Origin of the sequence: Streptomyces hygroscopicus subsp. hygroscopicus, from assembly GCF_001553455.1 — a bacterium.
Taxonomy (GTDB): domain Bacteria; phylum Actinomycetota; class Actinomycetes; order Streptomycetales; family Streptomycetaceae; genus Streptomyces; species Streptomyces hygroscopicus.
Genome location: NZ_BBOX01000324.1, coordinates 1 through 18,922 on the forward strand (window position 1 = coordinate 1; position 18,922 = coordinate 18,922).

General features: G+C 72.8%; 14 protein-coding genes. 5 read left to right on the forward strand and 9 right to left on the reverse strand.

Annotated elements, in window-relative coordinates; translation table 11 throughout:
- On the forward strand, positions 1 to 1,146 hold a 1,146-nt coding region (locus AXW62_RS29340), incomplete at its 5' end, for a transcriptional regulator (RefSeq protein WP_252368781.1).
- Here AXW62_RS29340 and AXW62_RS29345 read toward each other — a convergent pair.
- Positions 1,130 to 4,159 carry an NACHT domain-containing protein gene (locus tag AXW62_RS29345; RefSeq protein ID WP_060947177.1) on the reverse strand — a complete coding sequence of 1,010 codons (3,030 nt, stop codon included), beginning with the start codon at positions 4,157 to 4,159 and terminating at the stop codon, positions 1,130 to 1,132. The two genes, AXW62_RS29340 and AXW62_RS29345, sit on opposite strands and share 17 nt — an antisense overlap.
- Before the next feature lie 312 nt (positions 4,160 to 4,471).
- Here AXW62_RS29345 and AXW62_RS29350 point away from each other — a divergent pair, with 312 nt between their 5' ends.
- Positions 4,472 to 5,074: a M23 family metallopeptidase gene (locus tag AXW62_RS29350; RefSeq protein ID WP_060947178.1), complete on the forward strand. Its 603-nt coding sequence runs from the start codon at positions 4,472 to 4,474 to the stop codon at positions 5,072 to 5,074.
- 108 nt (positions 5,075 to 5,182) lie between these two features.
- Here AXW62_RS29350 and AXW62_RS29355 read toward each other — a convergent pair whose 3' ends face one another.
- The gene (locus AXW62_RS29355; RefSeq protein WP_060947179.1) at positions 5,183 to 5,767 is read right to left on the reverse strand and encodes a TetR/AcrR family transcriptional regulator; all 585 of its coding nucleotides are present in this window, start codon (positions 5,765 to 5,767) and stop codon (positions 5,183 to 5,185) included.
- A gap of 161 nt (positions 5,768 to 5,928) precedes the next feature.
- On the opposite strand from AXW62_RS29355, the gene AXW62_RS29360 reads away from it, so the two are divergent.
- Positions 5,929 to 7,572, forward strand: coding sequence for an MDR family MFS transporter (locus AXW62_RS29360; protein WP_063817682.1), 1,644 nt, complete (start codon positions 5,929 to 5,931; stop codon positions 7,570 to 7,572).
- Positions 7,573 to 7,719: 147 nt separating this feature from the next.
- Here the strand turns inward: AXW62_RS29360 and cseC are convergent, their stop codons facing one another.
- From cseC to AXW62_RS29385, 5 genes are all read right to left on the reverse strand, one after another.
- Positions 7,720 to 9,030, reverse strand: coding sequence for a two-component system sensor histidine kinase CseC (gene cseC, locus AXW62_RS29365; RefSeq protein ID WP_060947181.1), 1,311 nt, complete (start codon positions 9,028 to 9,030; stop codon positions 7,720 to 7,722).
- Between the two features lie 6 nt (positions 9,031 to 9,036).
- Positions 9,037 to 9,744 (reverse strand): two-component system response regulator CseB, encoded by a 708-nt coding sequence (gene cseB / locus AXW62_RS29370; protein WP_030843195.1) that lies wholly within the window; start codon positions 9,742 to 9,744, stop codon positions 9,037 to 9,039.
- A gap of 9 nt (positions 9,745 to 9,753) precedes the next feature.
- Positions 9,754 to 10,515: a hypothetical protein gene (locus AXW62_RS29375; protein WP_244503250.1), complete on the reverse strand. Its 762-nt coding sequence runs from the start codon at positions 10,513 to 10,515 to the stop codon at positions 9,754 to 9,756.
- Positions 10,503 to 11,114, reverse strand: coding sequence for a SigE family RNA polymerase sigma factor (locus AXW62_RS29380; protein ID WP_030843201.1), 612 nt, complete (start codon positions 11,112 to 11,114; stop codon positions 10,503 to 10,505). Before AXW62_RS29380 ends, AXW62_RS29375 begins: the two co-directional genes overlap by 13 nt.
- A 462-nt stretch (positions 11,115 to 11,576) precedes the next feature.
- Positions 11,577 to 12,503 carry an iron-sulfur binding domain-containing protein gene (locus tag AXW62_RS29385; RefSeq protein ID WP_060947182.1) on the reverse strand — a complete coding sequence of 309 codons (927 nt, stop codon included), beginning with the start codon at positions 12,501 to 12,503 and terminating at the stop codon, positions 11,577 to 11,579.
- A 317-nt stretch (positions 12,504 to 12,820) separates the two neighbouring features.
- Between AXW62_RS29385 and AXW62_RS29390 the strand changes: the two genes are divergently transcribed.
- A complete protein-coding gene (locus tag AXW62_RS29390; protein WP_060947183.1) occupies positions 12,821 to 13,690 on the forward strand; it encodes a hypothetical protein in 870 nt (289 codons plus the stop codon).
- Between the two features lie 200 nt (positions 13,691 to 13,890).
- On the opposite strand, the gene disA is transcribed toward AXW62_RS29390, so the two are convergent.
- Together disA and radA are read right to left on the reverse strand one after the other, a co-directional pair.
- On the reverse strand, positions 13,891 to 14,949 hold the full coding sequence (gene disA / locus AXW62_RS29395) for a DNA integrity scanning diadenylate cyclase DisA (protein ID WP_060947187.1): 1,059 nt from the start codon (positions 14,947 to 14,949) through the stop codon (positions 13,891 to 13,893).
- 563 nt (positions 14,950 to 15,512) lie between these two features.
- Positions 15,513 to 16,937, reverse strand: coding sequence for a DNA repair protein RadA (gene radA, locus AXW62_RS29400; protein WP_060947184.1), 1,425 nt, complete (start codon positions 16,935 to 16,937; stop codon positions 15,513 to 15,515).
- Between the two features lie 222 nt (positions 16,938 to 17,159).
- On the opposite strand from radA, the gene AXW62_RS29405 reads away from it, so the two are divergent.
- Positions 17,160 to 18,878, forward strand: coding sequence for a BACON domain-containing protein (locus AXW62_RS29405; RefSeq protein ID WP_060947185.1), 1,719 nt, complete (start codon positions 17,160 to 17,162; stop codon positions 18,876 to 18,878).
- Positions 18,879 to 18,922: the final 44 nt, after the last annotated feature.

An 18,922-nucleotide genomic window follows, 5' to 3' on the forward strand; every position in this document is an offset into this window, starting at 1 on the left:
GCCATGGGCGGGACGGAGCCCACGTCCGTAGGCGGTGACCCCCACGGCTCCCGCGACCCCCGCAGCTCCCGCGCCCCCGGCGGCCAACCCCGCGATCCCAGCGGCGATTCCCGCGCCCCCGGCGGCCCCCGCCAACCACGCGACCCCGACCAACCCCGCGACCTCGGCGAACCCGGCGGAGGCGATGCCCCGGTTGTCGGCGGCCCCGCCCCCTCCACCCCCGTACGGCCCCGGTCCCGTCGGCGCCGCACCGCGCTCATCGCCTCCGTCGCCGTGGCCGCCGTCCTGGGAGCCGTCGTGCTCGCCGTGGACCTGTCGTCCTCCGGGGACGACGGCGGTGACCGGAAGGCCGCCGGGGCCGCCGCCCCGGCCACCGGCACCGCCTCCGCCGGCGGCCGGGCGGACGACAAGCGGCCCTCCGCGTCGGCCTCCCCGTCGCCGTCCCGGAGCGCGAAGTCCGGCAAGCCCTCCGCCTCCGCCTCGGCGTCGGAGTCCGCCCATGGCGGTGGGGGCACCGACGGCGGCGGGGGCGCCGACGAGCACCCCGGCGGCGTACCGGTCAACGTGGCCACCCGCCCCTACGTCTACGACAGCCCGTGCAGCCAGCACTTCCTCGTCGACGCCGAACCCGAGCAGGTCGGCCCGCCCGCGTCCGAGCAGAACGCGCCCCGCTGGTCCGCCGCGTACGGCGCGGTCTCCTCGGGGGAGCAGCGCGTCGCCCTCACCGTGCAGGGCGCCGGGAAGGAGACCGTCGTCCTGGAGGCGCTGCACGTACGCGTCGTCACCAAGGGCGCCCCGCTCGCCTGGAACGACTACTCGATGGGCGTCGGCTGCGGCGGCGGTGTCGAGACCAAGTCGTTCGACGTCGACCTCGACAACGGCAGCCCGACCGTCACCGTCAAGAACGGGCAGCGCGATTTCCCGTACAAGGTCAGCGAGTCCGACCCGGAGGTCTTCTACGTCACCGCCCACACCAGGGCGCACGACGTCCGCTGGGATCTCTCCCTGGACTGGTCCAGCGGCAACCGCCGCGGCACCGTGCACATCGACAACAACGGCACCCCGTTCCGCACCAGCGCCGCCGCGGGCCGCCCCGGCTACGACTACCCGCTGGGCAGCAACGAGTGGATCAGCCGGGAGGAGTAGCGCCCGATGCCGTCACGGTGACGCCGGGGAGCGCGTGCGCGTCCACGACCTCCGCGCCCACGATGGTGACGGTCCGCAGGTCGGGGAGGGCGGCGAGCGGGGCCAGGGTGACGGGCGGGGGACTCCCGTTCACGAACGCGGCATGCAGATGCCGCAGCCGGGGGAAGGCCGAGGGCATAGCGCCCAGGCCGTCTCCCACCACCTGCACATCCAGCCAGGTGATCCCGGGCGGGAAGCTGCGCGGCTGGATGTCCGCCTCACGGACGGCGATCTTCAGTCGCTCCAGCCCCACCAGGGTGTTCAGGCCCTCCGGGAGGGGGTCCGCGTGAAGTGAGAGCGAGGATGGCTCGAATACCAGCGTGCGGAGGGGGAGTTCCGACAGCGGGCCGAGGTCGCGAGCCAGGGGGCAGGCGGTCACGTAGAGCGTCTCGAGGTGCGTCAGCTGGCCGAGCGCGGCGCCGAGATCGCTGACCAGGTCGTTTCCGGTCAGCCGCAGCCGCGTCACCTCCTCCCCCCGGAGGCCGTTCCTGATTTCGTCCTCCGTGAAGCCTCCGCGCAGGATCAGCCAAGGGCGCGGCCCGGTGTCCACGAGCAGGCGCAGATGCTCCATGGACTCGGCCACGAAGTACAGGCCGTCCCGGTCCAGGCGGAGGATCACCTCATGGAAATAGCGCTCGGTGTCGAACCGCCCCCAGCTCGACGCCAGTTGGGCACGCACCGCGATCGAGGGGTGGTCGGCGAACCGGGCCAGATACGGGATCGCCGCGTCCACCGGTATCCGTGAGGCCGTCACCACGCAGCACTCCGCCACCTCGTCGGTCAGCCCCTCCGGCGGGGGAAGGACATCCAGCACCAGCGGGCCCACCGTGGCCAGCTCCCGGGCTCGCGGGATGTCCACGGGCGGGATGAATTCCATCGCGTTCCGCGTGACCTCGTCCCGGACCGCCGGGTCCAGATCGGGCGCGTGCTCCAGGCAGGCCATGGCCAGCAGTTTCTGCCGGAGCGACGCCTTGGGGTCCCAGCGCGCCGCCTCCACCAGCAGCTTCCCCAGCAGCTCCGCCCGCTCGCGCGGCCGGGCGTGCGCCACCGCCATGCGGATGACGTCCTCCCACTGCGCGTCATGCGCGTTCCTGGTCAGCAGACCGACGTCCCACGCCTCCACCGCCGCCTTCGCGCCCAGGTAGTCCTGGAAGGTGCGGTGGACGAAGTCCACCGTGTTCGCCGAGGGTTCGCGCAGCAGCCCACTCCGCAGCAGCAGATGGCGCAGGATGGCGGGGGCGTCGCCGAGCGCCTGGGCGGAGGGGACGGAGGGGAGGGCCTCCTCGATGAGGCGCTCCGCGCGGTCGCGGTCCAGTTCGGCCTCGCCGTTGCGGATCAGGTAGTAGGCGAGCCGCTGGAGGAGCTGGATCTGCGGCTCCTCGTCCAGCTGGACGTCACCGGGCGCGTAGATGCGGCGCTCGGTGTCGCGGCGCGTCAGCAGCATCGACAGCGCCGCGTCGTACAGCGCCTTGCGGCCCGGCGGCAGATAGCCGCGCCGGGCGCGGTGCAGGGCGCAGATCAGGCCGCACATCAGGGGGTTGGTGGCGAGCCTGCTGAGGTCCTGCTTGGTGCGGACGGCGGTGTGCAGCGCGGACTGGTAGTCCCGCAGCGCCGCCCGTTCCTCCTCCGTGCGGCAGGTCTGGCGGGCCGCGTCGTGCCAGCGGTCGATGAACGCCGCCATGCCCTCGCGGCTCATGGGCGACAGCGTGAACTCGGTGAAGCCCTGCGCCCCGAGCCAGTCGTCGGCGACGGCGGAGGGGCGGGAGGTGACCAGCCACAGGTTGTCGGGATAGGCGATGAGCAGGTCGGCCAGCCAGGCCCGGGTGCGCTCGCGGTCGCGCTCGGGGATCTCGTCGATGCCGTCGATCAGCAGCAGTCCGCGGCCGGCGGACAGCACCCGGTCGGCCCAGCCGGGCGGCTGGGCGCCGTCCAGGGGGTTGTGGACCGCGGCCAGGAACGCGGCGGGGGAGGGCAGCGCGTCCCGGCGGGCGATGGTGCGCAGCGGGAGAACGAAGGGGACGCGGCCGATCAGCTGCTCCAGCCCGCGCGGCGGCTCCTGGCGCGCGGCGTGGACGGCGAGCCACTGGACGAGCGTGGTCTTGCCCGAGCCCGCGGTGCCGCGCAGCAGCACCCGCTGGTGGCCGGAGAGTGCCCGGTCGGCGGGGAGGGCGGCGGGGAGGGCGGCGGGCGAGGCGGCGTCCGCCGTGCCCTCGAACGTCTCCTCGAACGCCTCCTCGGGGCGGTCCTGGTGGGAGGGGACGGCCTCGAGGCTGAGGTACGCGGCGTCCAGCGGCCAGGCGGCCTCCGCGTGGCTGAGGTCGATCCCGACGATGGTCAGCGCGGAGTGCTTGCCGATCATGTATGCGGCGTACCGGCGCTCGAACCGCGCGTCCTGCGCCGACTGGGAGGGGATGCGCTCGATCAGGATGTCGATCTTGGTGATCAGCTCGTTGAGCTGGCCGCTCTGTTCGACGAGGGTGCGGGCGACGAAGGTCGAGCGCTGGGTGAAGAAGTGCAGGATGTGCAGGCAGGCGGTGTCCAGCAGCCGCTGGTAGAGCACGGTGCCGCCCTGGCTGAGGAACAGCTTGTTGCCCTGGGCGAGGGTCGCGTCGATCAGCGCGCGGGCCAGGGCGCGGTGGCCGAGCCGCACCGCCTGGACGTCGTCCATGTCCAGGTCGCCCAGGGTGTGCAGGGTGGTGGCCAGGTGCAGGGCGACGATCTTGTCCTCGTCGGCGGGGCACGGCCGCTCGCCGGGGCCGGCGTGCCGGGTGGCCTGTGCGACCAGCTCGGCGGCGAGCTTGCTGAGGTCCTTCTCGGTCAGCGTGCGCTGCTCGCCCCGGAACGAGACGAGGGAGGAGATGCGGACCGGGCGGCCGACCAGCCCGGCGCCCGGCCCCTCCTGGACGAACAGTTTCCTGATGAGCGGTGCGACGACGCCCGAGGCGAGGCGAGCGCCAATGGCTGCGGGTTCCACGGTCCCATTTCCCCCCGGTAGTCGGGTGACCCTGGCCGGACAGCGTACAGCGGGGTGAGGACCTTGGTCCCGAACCGGACATCCCAAAGTCCCGCCCGAAGGTGACATCGCGCACAGGCCATTCGGGGCCTACTACGGAGAATAGGGGATGTCGCAGGTCAGAGGTGTTACGGATGTCTGCGGGAATATCCGGGAGGAACGCATCCGCATACGCAATTGTCTACGTAACCGCTTAGTAGAACAACGCCTTGGCTATTCATCGGCAACGGGATAACAAGAGGCGTCCCAAAGACGCTTCTGGAGGTACTTCCCATGGCCCCGCGCGCCACCAACCGCCGTTATTCGCATTCGTCCGTGTCCCGGGCTCGCGTCGCCGTGATCGCGGTGGGCCTGGGGGCCTCCCTCGCGCTCGGCGGCGCGGGCACCGCGTTCGCCGCCGGGGCGTCCACGGGCGTCACCGCTCCGTCGGTGAGCACGGCCGCCAAGAAGAAGGCGGACGCCTGGGAGACCCCGGTCTCCACGTACTCGATAGGCGCCGCCTTCGGACTGGCGGGCAACCTGTGGTCGCACAACCACAGCGGTCAGGACTTCGTCGTGCCGTCGGGCACCCCGGTGCACGCGGTGCACGGCGGTGTGGTCGTCAAGGCGGGCCCGAACGGCGGCGGTGACGGCCCCGCGTACGGCAACGCGATCGTGATCAAGCACGACGACGCGACGTACTCGCAGTACGCGCATCTGTCCCGGATCGACGTGCGGATCGGCCAGACCGTGACCACCGGTCAGCAGATCGGCTTGTCCGGCAACACCGGCAACACCACCGGTCCCCACCTGCACTTCGAGATCCGTACGACGCCGAACTACGGCTCGGCCGTCGAGCCGCTCAGGTTCCTCCGCGACCACGGGGTCAAGGTCTGACGCCCGGTCGGGCGTGGTGCGCGCGTCCGTGATGCACGGGTCTGTGGTGCGCGGGTCTGTGGTGCGCGGGTCCGTGACGCATGGGTTCGTGATGCACGCGTCCGTGACTCATGCGTCACCGTGCTCCGCCGACGCGTGAGCCTGCGTCAGCAGATCGAGGGCGACCTCCAGGACGGCATCCCGCTTGTCCCCGGGGTCGCCCTCGACCGTGTGCAGCGCGAACATCCGCGCGTGCAGGCTGAACAGGGCGGTGACGCTGCGCACCTGGTCCAGCAGGGGCGCCTCGGGGTCCAGGATCAGGGCGGACATCGCGAACATCCGCTTCTTGAAGATCTGCCCGATGCTCAGCTCGCGCACCGTCGCCTGGTTCTCCTGCATGAAACGCATCAGCGGTTCGGCGCTGTCCAGGGCCTCGCTGTAGCGGCGCAGCAGCTCCAGCTTGGTCTCCAGGGTGCGCGGCTGCTCCTCGCCCCAGGCGATCAGCTCGTCGAGCGGCCGGCTCAGGTCCTGGAACAGGCTGAGGACGATGTCCTCCTTGGTCTTGAAGTGGTAGTAGAGCGCCGCCTTGGTGACCTCGAGGTGCTCGGCGATCTCGCGCAGTGAGGTCTTCTCGTAGCCCTGCGCGGCGAAGAGCTCCAGGGCCACGTCCTGGATGCGCTGACGGGTGTCGCCCCGCCGCGGTGTGCTGCCCATGGTGCTCTCCTGTGCTGCTGTGACTGCCGTGGCAGGCCGAACGAAACTTACTTGACGCCCGGCTAGTTGCCGCCTTACTGTACTCCACTGTACTGAACTAGCCGGGCGGCAAGTAAGTGGGCGTCAGGGCTCTCATCACCACCCGGGGGGAGACGGAGAACATGGTCGGCAAACAATCACCAAGCGAAGCGCCATCCGCTTCGCGACCGGCTCAGCCTGCTCAGGGCGCTCAGGGGGAGCGGGGCAGGGCCGAGCCGAAGCAGCGGAGCACCAGTGTGGTGATCTTCGCGTTGATGATCGCGATGCTGCTCGCGATGCTCGACAACATGATCGTCGGTACCGCGATGCCGACCATCGTCGGCGAGCTGGGGGGCCTCGACCACCTGTCCTGGGTGGTGACCGCGTACGCCCTGGCCACCGCCGCCTCGACCCCCATCTGGGGCAAGCTGGGCGACATGTACGGCCGCAAGGGGGTCTTCCTCACCTCCATCGCGGTGTTCCTGCTCGGTTCGGCGCTGTCCGGCATGGCGCAGAGCATGGGCCAGCTGATCGGCTTCCGGGCGCTCCAGGGCCTGGGCGCGGGCGGTCTGATGGTCGGGGTGATGGCGATCATCGGCGATCTGGTGCCGCCCCGTGAGCGCGGCCGGTACCAGGGCATCATGGCCGGTGTGATGGCCGTGGCCATGATCGGTGGCCCGCTGGTCGGCGGCACCCTCACCGACCACCTCGGCTGGCGCTGGATCTTCTACATCAACCTGCCGCTCGGCGCGGTCGCGCTCTTCGCGATCAGCGCGGTGCTGCACCTGCCCAAGAAGCGCGCCGAGGGACGGATCGACTACGCCGGAGCGGCCCTGCTGACCGTGGGCATCACCGCGCTCGTGCTGATCACCACCTGGGGCGGCAACGAGTACGCGTGGGGTTCCGCCCAGATCATCGGGCTCGGCGCGCTCGGTGTCGTTTCGCTCGCCGTGTTCCTGTACGTCGAGCAGCGGGTCGCCGAGCCCGTCCTGCCGCTGCACATCTTCCGCAACCGCAACTTCACGCTGGTCACCGCCATCGGCTTCCTCACCGGCTTCGTGATGTTCGGCTCGACCACCTTCCTGCCGCTCTACCAGCAGACCGTCCAGGGCGCCTCGGCGACCAACTCCGGACTGCTGCTGCTGCCGATGCTGCTGGGCATGCTGGTCGTCTCGCTGGTCGCGGGCCGGGTCACCACCCAGACCGGCAAGTACAAGGTGTTCCCGATCGTCGGCGGCTTCCTGATCATGGCGGGCATGTTCCTGCTGTCGCTGATGGACACCGAGACCACCCGCTTCACCTCCGGTGTCTACATGGCGGTGCTCGGCATGGGCATGGGCTGCCTGATGCAGACGACCATGCTGGTGGCCCAGAACAGCGTCGAGATGAAGGACATGGGCGTCGGCAGCTCCTCCGCCACCCTCTTCCGCACCCTGGGCGGCTCCTTCGGCGTCGCGATCCTCGGCGCCCTGTTCACCAGCCAGGTGCGGGACACCATGGCCGAGCGGGTCGGCAGCAAGGGCGCGGCCGTCACCTCCGGAAGCGCCCAGCTCGACCCCGCCAGCCTCAAGCTGCTGCCGCCGGCCATCCGGGACGCGTACACCCACGCCGTGGCCAGCGGTGCGCACCAGGTGTTCCTGTGGGGCTCGTTGATCAGCATCGTCGGCTTCGTCGCGGCCTGGTTCGTCAAGGAGGTCCCGCTGCGCGGGGCCGCCGTCAAGTCCTCGGACGGCGACGGCGACGGGGACGCGGCCGACCGTCCGGCCACGGTGGTCGAGGCGGTCTGAGCCGGAAGGCGAATGGGGGGGCACAACGGAACACGGCCGGCGCGGATGCGCCGGCCGTGTTCCGTTGTGCCGTGTTCCGTCGTGCTCGTTGCCGCGTCCCGTTGCGCCGCGTTTCGTTGTGCGGTGCGTCGCCGCACCGCGTGGCGCTCAGTCCGGCACCTCGATGACCGGGAAGCTGCCGGTGTTGGTGGGCGCGGACTCCGGCAGCCACAGCACGGCGACCGCGCCCCGCCCCTCGCCGTCCGCCCCGTCCGTCGCCGGATCGGCGTTGCGGAACGTCAGCCGCGCGCCCAGGACGCGCGCCTGGCCCGCGGCTATGGTCAGGCCCAGGCCGTGCCCGGTGCCCGCGCGGTCCTTGCTGCCGGTGCGGAACCGGCTCGGCCCGTCCTTGAGCAGCTCCTCCGGGAAGCCGGGGCCGTGGTCGCGGACCCGCAGCACCCGCCCCTCGACGGTGACCTCGAAGGGCGGTTTGCCGTGCCGGGCGGCGTTGGCGAGCAGATTGCCCATGATCCGCTCCAGCCGCCGGGGGTCGGTGGAGACATGCGCGTCGCGCACCACCGTGATCACCGCGTCGGGGGCCACCGCCCGGACCCGGCGGGTGATGAACTCGGCCAGCGCGATCTCCTGAAGCTCCGCGCGCTCCGCGAAGCCGTCCAGCCGCGCGACCTCCAGGACGTCCTCGACCAGGGTGCGCATCGCCTGCGCCCGGTCCCGTACCAGCTCGGTGGGGCGGCCCGGCGGCAGCAGTTCGGCGGCGGTGAGCAGCCCGGTGACCGGGGTGCGCAGCTCATGCGCGATATCGGCGGTGACCCGGCGCTCCGCCTCCAGCCGCTGCTGCAGCGCCTCGGCCATGCCGTCGACCGCACGCGCCAGATCGTCGGTCTCGTCGCGGACCCGGCCGCCGATCGCCTCCCGCACCCGGACCTCCGAGTCGCCCTCGGCCAGCTTGCGGGCGGCGGTGGCCGCCTTGCGCAGCCGGCGGGAGAGCTGATCGCCGATGAGCACGCCCAGCGCGATACCGCCCAGCACCACCGCCACCGCGCCGATGATCAGTACCCGGTCGAGGTCGTTGAGGACGGCGAAGCGGTCCTGGAACTTGGTGTGGACGGACAGCACCTTGCCGTTCCGCAGCGGCACCGAGGCCCACACCTCGGGGGTGCCGGTGCCGGAATCCTCCAGATAGGTGGCGCGCTGCCCGCGCCACGCCTCCTTCTTCAGCTGCTCGGGCAGGCGCGGGTCGTCCAGCTTGGCGCCGAATCCCAGCACCCGGGACTGCTCGTACCAGCGCTGGGCGACCTTCACCCGCTCGTCCATCACGGTGCGGCTGTTGTCGAGCATCGAGACGCGGGCCGCGTTGTGCACGACGAGGCTCAGCACGACCGCGACGAGCACGCTCACGGCGGCGATGGCCAGACTGACCTTCCACCGCAGCCCGGTACGCAATGCCAACCGCCGCACCCCGGCTCAGCCCTTGAGCTTGTAGCCGAAGCCACGGACCGTTTCGATCCGGTCCTGGCCTATCTTGCCGCGCAGCCGCTGCACATGGACGTCCACGACCCGGGTGTCCCCGCCCCAGCCGTACTCCCAGACCCGCTCCAGCAGCCGGTCGCGGGAGAGCACGGTGCCGGGCGCGGCCGAGAACTCCAGCAGCAGCCGCATCTCGGTCGGGGTGAGCGCGACCCGCCGGCCGCCCTTGCGGACCTCCATGCCCTCGGGATCGACCTCCAGATCGCCGAAGCGCAGCACCCCGCCGTCCGGCTCCTCGGCGGCGGCCTCCCCGGCCCGGCCGCCGGGGCCACTGGCGTGGCCGAACCGGCGCAGCACGGCCCGGATACGGGCGACCAGCACCGCGCCGTCGAAGGGCTTGGTCACATAGTCGTCGGCGCCGGCTTCGAGGCCGAGCACCACATCGATGGAGTCGGCCCGCGCCGAGAGCATGATCACGGGCACGGTGGACTCGTCGCGTATCCGGCGGCACAGGCTGACCCCGTCCAGGCCCGGAACCATCACATCGAGCAGCGCGATATCGGGGCGGTCGGCCCGGAAGCGCTCGAGGCCGGTCAGCCCGTCGGGCGCCGCCGTCACGAGGAAGCCGTCGCGCTCCAGGGCGAGCTGCGTGGCTTCACGGATGACATCGTCGTCCTCGACGAAGAGCACATGGGTCTCGGCCACAGCCTCGGTTCAGCCTTCCGTTCCGTCGTCGGCCCCCGCGGTCCGCGCCGGGGCCGGTTCGTCCTTGGGCACATTCTTGCTGTAGTCGGTGTGCTTGCGGGACACCACCGTGAACACCTTCCGCGCCGCGGTCCAGCGATAGGTGAGCACGTCCTCGCTCGAAGGGCAGCAGACCGCGTCCCCGGAGGCGTAGGAGAGCCTGGTCACACGCAGCGCGCCCTTGGCGACGCCGGCGTAGACCGGCGGCTGTTCGTCGCGGAACACGTTCTCGTACCGGCCGCCCACCTTGCGGTACACATACGAGCCGATACCGAAGCCGTCGGCGCAGGTCATGACGTTGATGACCAGGTCGGACGCGGTGTCGCCGGTCAGCCGGCCGTAGGCCACGTCCACCGGGTAGCCCTTGACCTCGCGCTTGCCCTCCCGCGTGTCCTCGGGCTTCTCCTCGGGTTTGTCCTCGGGCTTGCTGTCGCAGGGCTTCAGGCTCGCCTTCAGGTCGTCGCTGACCTCGGGGTCCGCCTTGACCAGCTTGATCGCGTCCAGTTTCTGCCGGGCCCGGGACGGCAGGCCCGACGCGGGGCCGCCCGCGTACGCGCCCGAGTCCGCCGCGGCGGACGCCCATTCGGTGCGCGCCGGTCCCTCCTTGCGCACACCCTGGCCCGCCGCACCGCATCCGGCCAGCATCCAGCCGCCCGCGGCGACGAGGCCCACGACCGCGCCACCCGCGATCATGACTGTGCCACCGGGCGAGGCCCTGGTCAGGCCGCGCACCGTTCCTGCCCCCGCTCCTGGCGGCCGCGCCGGACCCGCGTGTGCTTCCGGACCGTGGCGGCCGGCTTGCCCTCCCCGTCCTGACGGCCGAGCGCGCGAGCGTCGAGATCGCGGCTCTCCAGCTCCTGCCGCAGCCGGGCGAGCGCCCGGTGCAGCGTGCTCTTGACCGTTCCGGTCGACATACCGAGCGCCTCCGCGGTCTCTTCCGTCGTCATCTGCTCCCAGTGTCGCAGCACCACGACACTGCGCTGCTTGGGAGCGAGCACCGAAAGGATGTCCATCAGCAGGGCGCGGTCGGCGTGCTGCTCGGTGCCGTCCTCGACACTCGCCTCCGGAAGCTGCTCGGTGGGCACCTCGTCCAGCTTGCGGGCGCGCCACCACTCGGTACGGGTGTTGATCATCACGCGGCGGAGATAGGCGTCCGCGAGCGACTTGTCGGCTATGCCGTCCCAGCGGCCGTAGGTGCGCACCAGGGCGGTCTGGAGCAGGTCCTGTGCCTCGATCGGGTCGGGGATCAGCCGACGGGCGCTGCGCAGCAGCGCGTCCTGCCGATTCCGCACGTACTCCTCAAAGTCCAGAACCTTGCCACTGCCGCACATCGCAGCCTCCATCCGCCTTCACAGGGCGTGGACCGCCCTCTTCCCCCACCGTTGGTGTGGCCGGCCTGTCGGTCGGCACGGGAAGGACGCTACGGAGGCGCTGTTGCGGCGCCATGTGCATCAGCACCTCGGCGAACGCACAGCTACCCATAGGTTGTGTAACAACGGAACCCGGTGCGACGCAGTGTCAGAACCGGGTCCTGGCGGTGTCACAGCTCTGTCACAGACCGGGCCGTGACGAGGCGTTCCCCGGCCCGGGCCTGGGCCCGGGGCCTGGTGGCGGTGCTGTGACGTGATGACGTGAGGTGGCCCAGGCTGGTGGCGGTGCTGTCACGTGAGGTGCCCCGGCCCGGTGGCGGTGCTGTGACGTGAGGTGCCCCGGCCCGGTGACGGTGCTGTGACGTGAGGGCCGGGGCGGTGTCGTGGCGTCAGGGCCGGGGCGGTGTCGTGACGCGATCCGGCTCAGGTCAGCGGCAGCCGGTAGAGCCCGCCCGCGAGCGGTTCCACCAGCCCGTCGGAGACCAGCCCGTCGAGTGCGCGGGCCCGCTGCACCGGCTCGTCCCACACCCGGTCCAGCGCCGCCTGCGGCACCGGCGCCACCGCCTCCCGCAACACCGCGAGCAGCTTGCCGCGCACCTGGCGGTCCGTACCGGCGTAGGTCTGGCCGCGCCGTGGCGGTCCGTCGTGCTCCGGGGAACCGGCCTGGCGCCAGGCGCACAGCGTGGCGATCGGGCAGCGTGCGCAGTCGGGCGTGCGGGCCGTGCAGACCAGCGCGCCCAGCTCCATCGTGGCGGCCGCCCAGCGCGCCGCGGTCGGCTCGTCGTCGGGGAGCAGGGCGCGGGCCAGCTTGCGCTCGGCGGCGGTGGTGGCGTTCGGCGGGTACTGCGCGCCGCCGACCGCGCGGGCGAACACCCGGCGGACGTTGGTGTCCAGCACCGGATGGCGCTGGCCGTACGCGAACGAGGCCACGGCCGCCGCCGTGTACTCACCCACGCCAGGCAGCGCCAGCAGCTGGGCGTGGTCGCTCGGCACGTCGCCGCCGTGCCGCTCTCTTATGGCGGCCGCGGCGCCGTGCAGCCGCAGCGCCCGGCGCGGATAGCCGAGCCGGCCCCAGGCGCGGACCGCCTCACCGGGCGGTTCTGCGGCCAGGTCGGCCGGGCGCGGCCAGCGGGCGAGCCACTGCTCGTAGACCGGCAGCACCCGGTTCACCGGGGTCTGCTGGAGCATGAACTCGCTCACCATCACACCCCAGGCGCCGGCCTCGGGGCGGCGCCAGGGCAGGTCGCGTGCGTGCGCGTCGAACCAGTCGATGACGGGCCGGTGCAGAACGGCTCCGTCGGGGTCGGGGGATGCGGCGGCCGGGACGGCGGAAGCGGAAATGGCAGTCATCGCTCTCGATCCTGACACGACGGGACGGCCCGCGGGGGCCCAGGGCGCGGGCGTTCGGGTCGAGCCGCGCCACGGCGCCGCGAAATCGTGCAATCCGGGCGCCGATGGGGGAACGGATGGCCGCTTGCCGTGCCGGGGTGCGGCCTCGCGGCGTGCCGGGGTGCGGCCCCGGGGCGTGCCGGGGGCGCCCTCGGAGCGTGCCAGGTGCGGCCTCGGGACGGCCTCATGTGCGGGATCCGGTCGGATCATGAGAAAAGTAGGGCCCGTAGCGAGGGTTATTGGCCGGTAAAGCTGCCGATCTCTCGTAGAGTTTCCGCGTGGGATCTCTGCGCAATCCGATCGGGCCGCTTCCCTCCTCCATTTACTGGCGGCGGAGGGCCGTTGCGCTGGCCATGCTCATAGGCATCCTGTTCCTCGTCATCTGGGCCTTCGGCTGGGGTGGTTCGGGCGACGGCGGAAGTGACGAGGGCAAGGGAGCGGGCGGCGGGGGACCCGCGAGCACGATCACCCCGGGGCCCTCCTCCTCCGGCCCGGTGAACAGCGAACGGCCGGGTGGGCGCGACGAGTCGGACGGCGGCGGCTCCGGCTCGGGCGGCTCGGGCGGCAGCGGCGGCTCGGACGACGGCGGTGAGGACACCGGCGGCGGTTCGGGTGGTGGCGGCGGCTCCGGCTCGGGCGGCTCCTCGGGCGGTGGGGCGGGTGGCGGCGGGGGCGGTGGCGACGGCCTCGGCACCGGGACCGGACAGGCCCTGCCCGCCGGGTCGAGCCTGCCGGACTGCCGCCGTGGCGACGTGGAGTTGGCGGTGCGCAGCGTCAAGGGCTCCAAGGTGAAGAACACCTGGGCGCCGGAGGAGAAGCCCACGTTCGAGATCGTCGTGAAGAACACCAAGTCGAAGTCCTGCAAGGTCGACTTCGGGCGCGCGGCGGCCTCACTGACCATCACGGACGCCGACAACGCCCACGTCTGGGCCTCCGGCGACTGCCCCGAGGGCAGCGCCACCGCGCTGGTCGAGGTGCCGGGCTCCGGCCAGACCAAGCGCACCGTGGAGTGGGACCGCAAGCGCAGCGCCGAGCACTGCGCCACCCCCTCGGGCAGCGCGTCGGCGAAGGCCGGTACGTATCTGGTCGAGGCGAAGGTGGACGGCCTCGGCACCGCCCAGGTGTCGTTCGTCCTCGAGAAGGACTAGGGAGCGCCCCGGAGCATCCCGGGGCGCCGGTACACGGGCGGCGCCCGGCCCGGACGGACGCGCGGACGACGTGTGGACGTGTGGGGGAGGGGCGTCGACTGCTGGACGTCCTGCGGACGACCGCTGGACGGCGTACCGCGCCGGGAAACGCCAGGCGTACCGCTTCGGGGAACGTGGACGATGTACCGGCCGGGGAAACGCTAGACGTACCGCTCCAGGATGGACGACTCGGCCAGCCGCGACAGGCCCTCGCGGACCGAGCGCGCCCGCGCCTCGCCCACGCCGTCCACCATCTGCAGGTCGTCCACGCTCGCCGCCAGCAGCTTCTGCAGACCCCCGAAGTGCTCCACCAGCCGCTCGATGATGGCGCCCGGCAGCCGCGGCACCTTCGCCAGCAGCCGGAAGCCGCGCGGCGAAACCGCCGAGTCGAGGGTCTCGGGCGAACCGGAGTACCCCAGCGCCCGCGCCACGATGGGGAGTTCGAGCAACTCGGCGTGGGTCAGCCGGTCCAGCTCGGCGAGCGCGTCGGCCACCGTGCGGGTGCGCTTGGCGGTCGGCTCCGGGACGTAGTCACGCACCACCAGCTCCCGCTCCGGCTCGACGCCCGCGATCAGCTCGTCCAGCTGGAGGGAGAGCAAACGGCCGTCGGTGCCCAGCTCGACCACGTATTCCGCGATCTCGGTGGCGATGCGCCGGACCATCTCCAGCCGCTGTGCGACCGCGCTCACGTCCCGGACGGTGACCAGGTCCTCGATCTCCAGGGCCGAGAGCGTGCCCGCGACCTCGTCGAGGCGGAGCTTGTAGCGCTCCAGGGTGGCCAGCGCCTGGTTGGCGCGGGAGAGGATGGCCGCCGAGTCCTCCAGGACCCGCCGCTGGCCGTCGACATACAGCGCGATCAGCCGCATCGACTGGCTGACGGAGACCACCGGGAACCCGGTCTGGATGGAGACGCGCTGCGCGGTGCGGTGCCGGGTGCCGGTCTCCTCGGTGGGGATCGCCGCGTCCGGGACCAGCTGCACCCCGGCTCGCACGATCTTGGTGATGTCCTTGTCGAGGACCAGCGCGCCGTCCAGCTTGCACAGCTCGCGCAGCCGGGTCGCGGTGAACTCCACGTCGATGACGAAGCCGCCGGTACACAGCGACTCGACGGTCTTGTCGGTGCCGAGCACGATCAGGCCGCCGGTGTTCCCCCGGAGGACGCGCTCGAGGCCGTCGCGCAACGCCGTGCCGGGCGCGACCGCGCTCAGGGAGGCACGCATCAGACCATCGGCCTTGCCGGGTGCCGCTGCCCGGTCGCCTGCTGCCACTGCACTCCTCCGTCGCAAGGTCTGTCGGTGCCGCGAGTCGCCCTGCCATGCCGGTGTGCGAGGCCACGTACGGGCGAGACCAGGGCAAAGTCTACCGGCGGCCACTGGCCTCCCGTGGGGTCTCCCGGCGTACGCCCGTGGGCGTGAAACGGAGTACGACCCCCTCCGCGCCGCGCGCCACATGGCTCACCACCCCTTGCCGCACGCCCTCACCAGGGCACTCGGCCTCGCCTCCGGCCGGTGTGCCACCAGTGTGCTGCCGGTGCGTCGGCCGTGCCTCGGACGTGCGTCGGACGTGCGTCGGCCGTGCCTCGGACGTGCGTCGGCGGTGTGCCACGGTGTCCCTCCGGCGCCCCGCCCGCCGCCTCGGCCATGTGTGCCACCGTCGTGGGCCATGTGTGCCATGGTCGCGGGCCACGTATGCCACCGTCTTCGGCCACGTGTGCCATGTGTCTCAGCCATGTGAGTCGTGGTTTTTCGCCGCCTCGGCCATGTGTGCCACGGCCCTCGCCCCGTCAGCCGTGGTCCTCCGCGCCCGCCCGCGCCTTGTCGCCCCGCTCCCGCCGCCGGGGCAGCACCCGCAGCGCGTCACCGATGTCCGCGACCTCCAGCACCCGCATCCCGTCCGGGATCCGGCCCGGGTCGCCCGGCACCAGGGCGTGGGTGAAGCCGAGCCGGGCCGCCTCCGCCAGTCGCCGCTGCACGCCGGTGACCCGCCGGACCTCGCCCGCGAGCCCCACCTCGCCGATCGCCACCAGGTTCTTGGGCAGCGGGGTGTCACTGGCCGCGCTGGCCAGCGCGAGCGTCACGGCCAGGTCCGCGGCGGGCTCGGACAGCTTCACCCCGCCGACCGTGGCGCTGTAGATGTCCCGCTTGCCCAGCGCGCTGATCCGGCCGCGCTGCTCCAGGACGGCGAGCATCATCGAGACCCGGGAGGTCTCCAGGCCGGAGGTGGTGCGGCGGGGGGAGGGGATCTGGGAGTCGACGGTGAGCGCCTGCACCTCGGCCACCAGCGGACGGCGACCCTCCAGGGTGACCGTCAGACAGGTGCCCGGCACCGGCTCGTCGCGGCGGGTGAGGAACAGCCCGGAGGGGTCGGCGAGCCCGGTGATGCCCTCGTCGTGCAGCTCGAAGCAGCCGACCTCGTCCGTCGCCCCGTAGCGGTTCTTCACCCCGCGGACCAGCCGCAGCCGGGCATGCCGGTCGCCCTCGAAGTGCAGGACGACATCGACCAGATGCTCCAGCAGCCGGGGCCCCGCGATGGCACCGTCCTTGGTGACGTGGCCCACCAGCAGCGTGGACATACCGCGCTCCTTGGATGCGCGGATGAGCGCCCCGGCCACCTCGCGCACCTGCGCCATGCCGCCGGGCGCGCCGTCGATCTCGGGCGAGGCGACGGTCTGCACCGAGTCCAGGACGAGCAGCGAGGGCTTGACCGAGTCGAGATGGCCGAGGACCGCGGAGAGGTCGGTCTCGGCGGCGAGGTAGAGATGCTCGCTCAGCGCCCCGATGCGGTCCGCGCGCAGCCGCACCTGGCTCGCCGACTCCTCACCGGTGATGTAGAGCGTGCGGTGTTCGTCGGAGGCGGCCTTGGCGGCGACGTCCAGCAGCAGCGTGGACTTGCCGACGCCGGGTTCCCCGGCGAGCAGCACCACCGCGCCCGGGACCAGCCCGCCGCCGAGCACCCGGTCCAGCTCGTCCACGCCCGTGCTCCGCGCGGTGGCCTGACGGCCGTCGACCTGGCCGATCGGCACGGCCGCCGAGGTGACCCGGCCGGGTGCGGTGGTCCGCACCGCGGGCGCGCCGTACTCCTCGACCGTGCCCCACGCATGGCACTCCGGACAACGGCCGAGCCACTTGGCGGTGGTCCAGCCGCACTCCGTGCAGCGGTAGGAGGGCCGGTCCTTGGCGGATGAGCGGGAGGAGCTACGGGCAGCCATGCCGTAACGCTAGCGTCGGCCACCGACAGAGCCGAACGGCGGTGCGGACGCGATGGCCGGAAGCCTCCGGCGGGGCCCGGCGGCGACCCGTGAGCGCATAGCAGGTTGCGGCCGCCGGAGGGGGACACCTGTCCCCTTATGAGCGAGATGGTCACCCGTAAGGGTTAAAACCGCGCAAGTGGCGCGAGGAAGTCTGCATCATCCGCCTACCGTCGCCGGGTGATGAGCAGCAGGTCCGAGCACTCGACACAGGCCACCGGCACCCACCGGGCGCAGCGCCGTGCGCCCCGCTCCACCACCACCCGCCCCCAGCGGCCTCCCGAACGCTACGAGCCGTACCTCGACGGCCTGTTCACCTACTGCCTGTCGGCCCTGTGCGAACACGACGCCGCGGCCGTCGCGGTGGGGGATGTGCTGGCGGTGGCCGAGCGCCGCCGCGGCCGGGGCCGGAGCTGGAGCCGGACGGATACGGATACGGAGGGCGAGCTGTCCCGCCCCTGGCTCTACGCGGTCGCCCGCTGGGCCTGTCTGCGCAAGCTCGCCGAGCGCCGGGACCGTACGGGGACGGACACCCCGGACGACGGCGCCGGGGCCGAACTGCCCGAGGCGCTCGCCGCCCAGCGCCGCCGCGAACTGGCCGCCCTGGCCTGGCCGGAGGCCGCCGGGACCACCCCCGAGCAGCGGGAGGCGCTCGAGCTGGCGGTGCGCCACCGGCTCGGCCCGTCCGAGGTGGCCGCCGTGCTCGGCAAGGGCCAGGAGGAGACCCGCGCCCTGATCTCCAGCGCCGCCTGCGAGGTGGAGCGGACCCGCGCCGCGCTCGCCGTCGTCGAGCTGGGCCACTGCCCGGTGGTCGCGCGGCTCGCGGGCGACACCCAGGTGCTGCTCTCCGCCGCGCTCCGCCGTGAGCTGGTGCGCCATGTGGACGACTGCCGCGAGTGCCGCCGGATGGCCGAGCGGGCGACGGCCGACGGGCCCTGGCCCGGTACGGCGGCCGCGCCCGCCGCGCTGCCGGTGGTGGAGGCGCCGCGGGCCGCCGTGCACGCGGCGATGCTGAGCGCGGTCGGCGGACGCCCGGCCCGGGTGGGCGCCGGGCCGCGGTTCGACCGGCGCGGCTTTCCGCTGGAGCCCCAGGACCGGGCCGCCCGCCGCAGCCGGATGCGCAGCCGCGCGGTGACGACGACGGTGGTCGCGACGGTCGTGGCGGCCCCGGTGCTGGCGCTGTGGGCCGCCTACTGGGGCGCCCCGCTCGCCGGTGACGAACGCGACACGGACTCGGTGGCCGCCGCCGGTGTGGACGCCACCGACCAGGCCCCGGCCGGTCAGGACCGGCTCACCCGGCGCTCGTACGAGCAGACCGGCAGCGCGCAGGACCGTTCCGGCACGCGGTTCGGCCCCGGCCGGGGTGCCAAGGCGGGGCGGCGCGGGGCGGATCTGTCGGTCGAGGTCATCGGCGCGGACGGCAAGGGGGGACGGCCGGGGCGCAAGGGCGGCGACGCCTCCCGCCCGGACGGCTCCCCGGCCGGCGGGCGCCCCGGGGACGGCTCCGGACCCTCCCGGCCCGTCCCCGGCCCGGGGCGGCTCACGGTCACGGCGCAGCCCGAGGGCGAGGTGACGGTCATCACCCTGACCGCGTCCGGCGGCTCACCGGTGCGCTGGTCGGCTTCCGCCGGGGCGCCCTGGCTCCAGCTGAGCCATACGGCGGGGATGCTGCGGCCCGGCGACTCCACGACCATCACGGTCTCGGTGGACCATGACCGGGAACCGGCCGGTCACTGGCGCGCCCGGGTCACGGTGGACCCGGCGGGCGCGGTGGTGCTGATCGAGGGCCGGGGCCCGGCCCCCGAGCCCACGGCCACCCCGCCGGACCCCTCCGACGACCCACCCCGGACCCCGGACGACCCCTCACCCGCGCCCTCGAACACACCTGTGGCGGAGCGCTGATGGCGGGTGGGGGTGCGGGTGCTGCGGGTGGCGAGTGCGGGTGG

Excerpts from the sequence above, each read along its gene's own strand:
- AXW62_RS29350 (WP_060947178.1), top strand. The coding sequence starts at position 4,472 with ATGGCCCCGCGCGCCACCAACCGCCGTTATTCGCATTCGTCCGTGTCC.
- AXW62_RS29355 (WP_060947179.1), bottom strand. The coding sequence starts at position 5,767 with ATGGGCAGCACACCGCGGCGGGGCGACACCCGTCAGCGCATCCAGGAC.
- AXW62_RS29360 (WP_063817682.1), top strand. The coding sequence starts at position 5,929 with ATGGTCGGCAAACAATCACCAAGCGAAGCGCCATCCGCTTCGCGACCG.
- AXW62_RS29380 (WP_030843201.1), bottom strand. The coding sequence starts at position 11,114 with ATGTGCGGCAGTGGCAAGGTTCTGGACTTTGAGGAGTACGTGCGGAAT.
- AXW62_RS29385 (WP_060947182.1), bottom strand. The coding sequence starts at position 12,503 with ATGACTGCCATTTCCGCTTCCGCCGTCCCGGCCGCCGCATCCCCCGAC.
- disA (WP_060947187.1), bottom strand. The coding sequence starts at position 14,949 with ATGCGTGCCTCCCTGAGCGCGGTCGCGCCCGGCACGGCGTTGCGCGAC.
- radA (WP_060947184.1), bottom strand. The coding sequence starts at position 16,937 with ATGGCTGCCCGTAGCTCCTCCCGCTCATCCGCCAAGGACCGGCCCTCC.
- AXW62_RS29405 (WP_060947185.1), top strand. The coding sequence starts at position 17,160 with ATGAGCAGCAGGTCCGAGCACTCGACACAGGCCACCGGCACCCACCGG.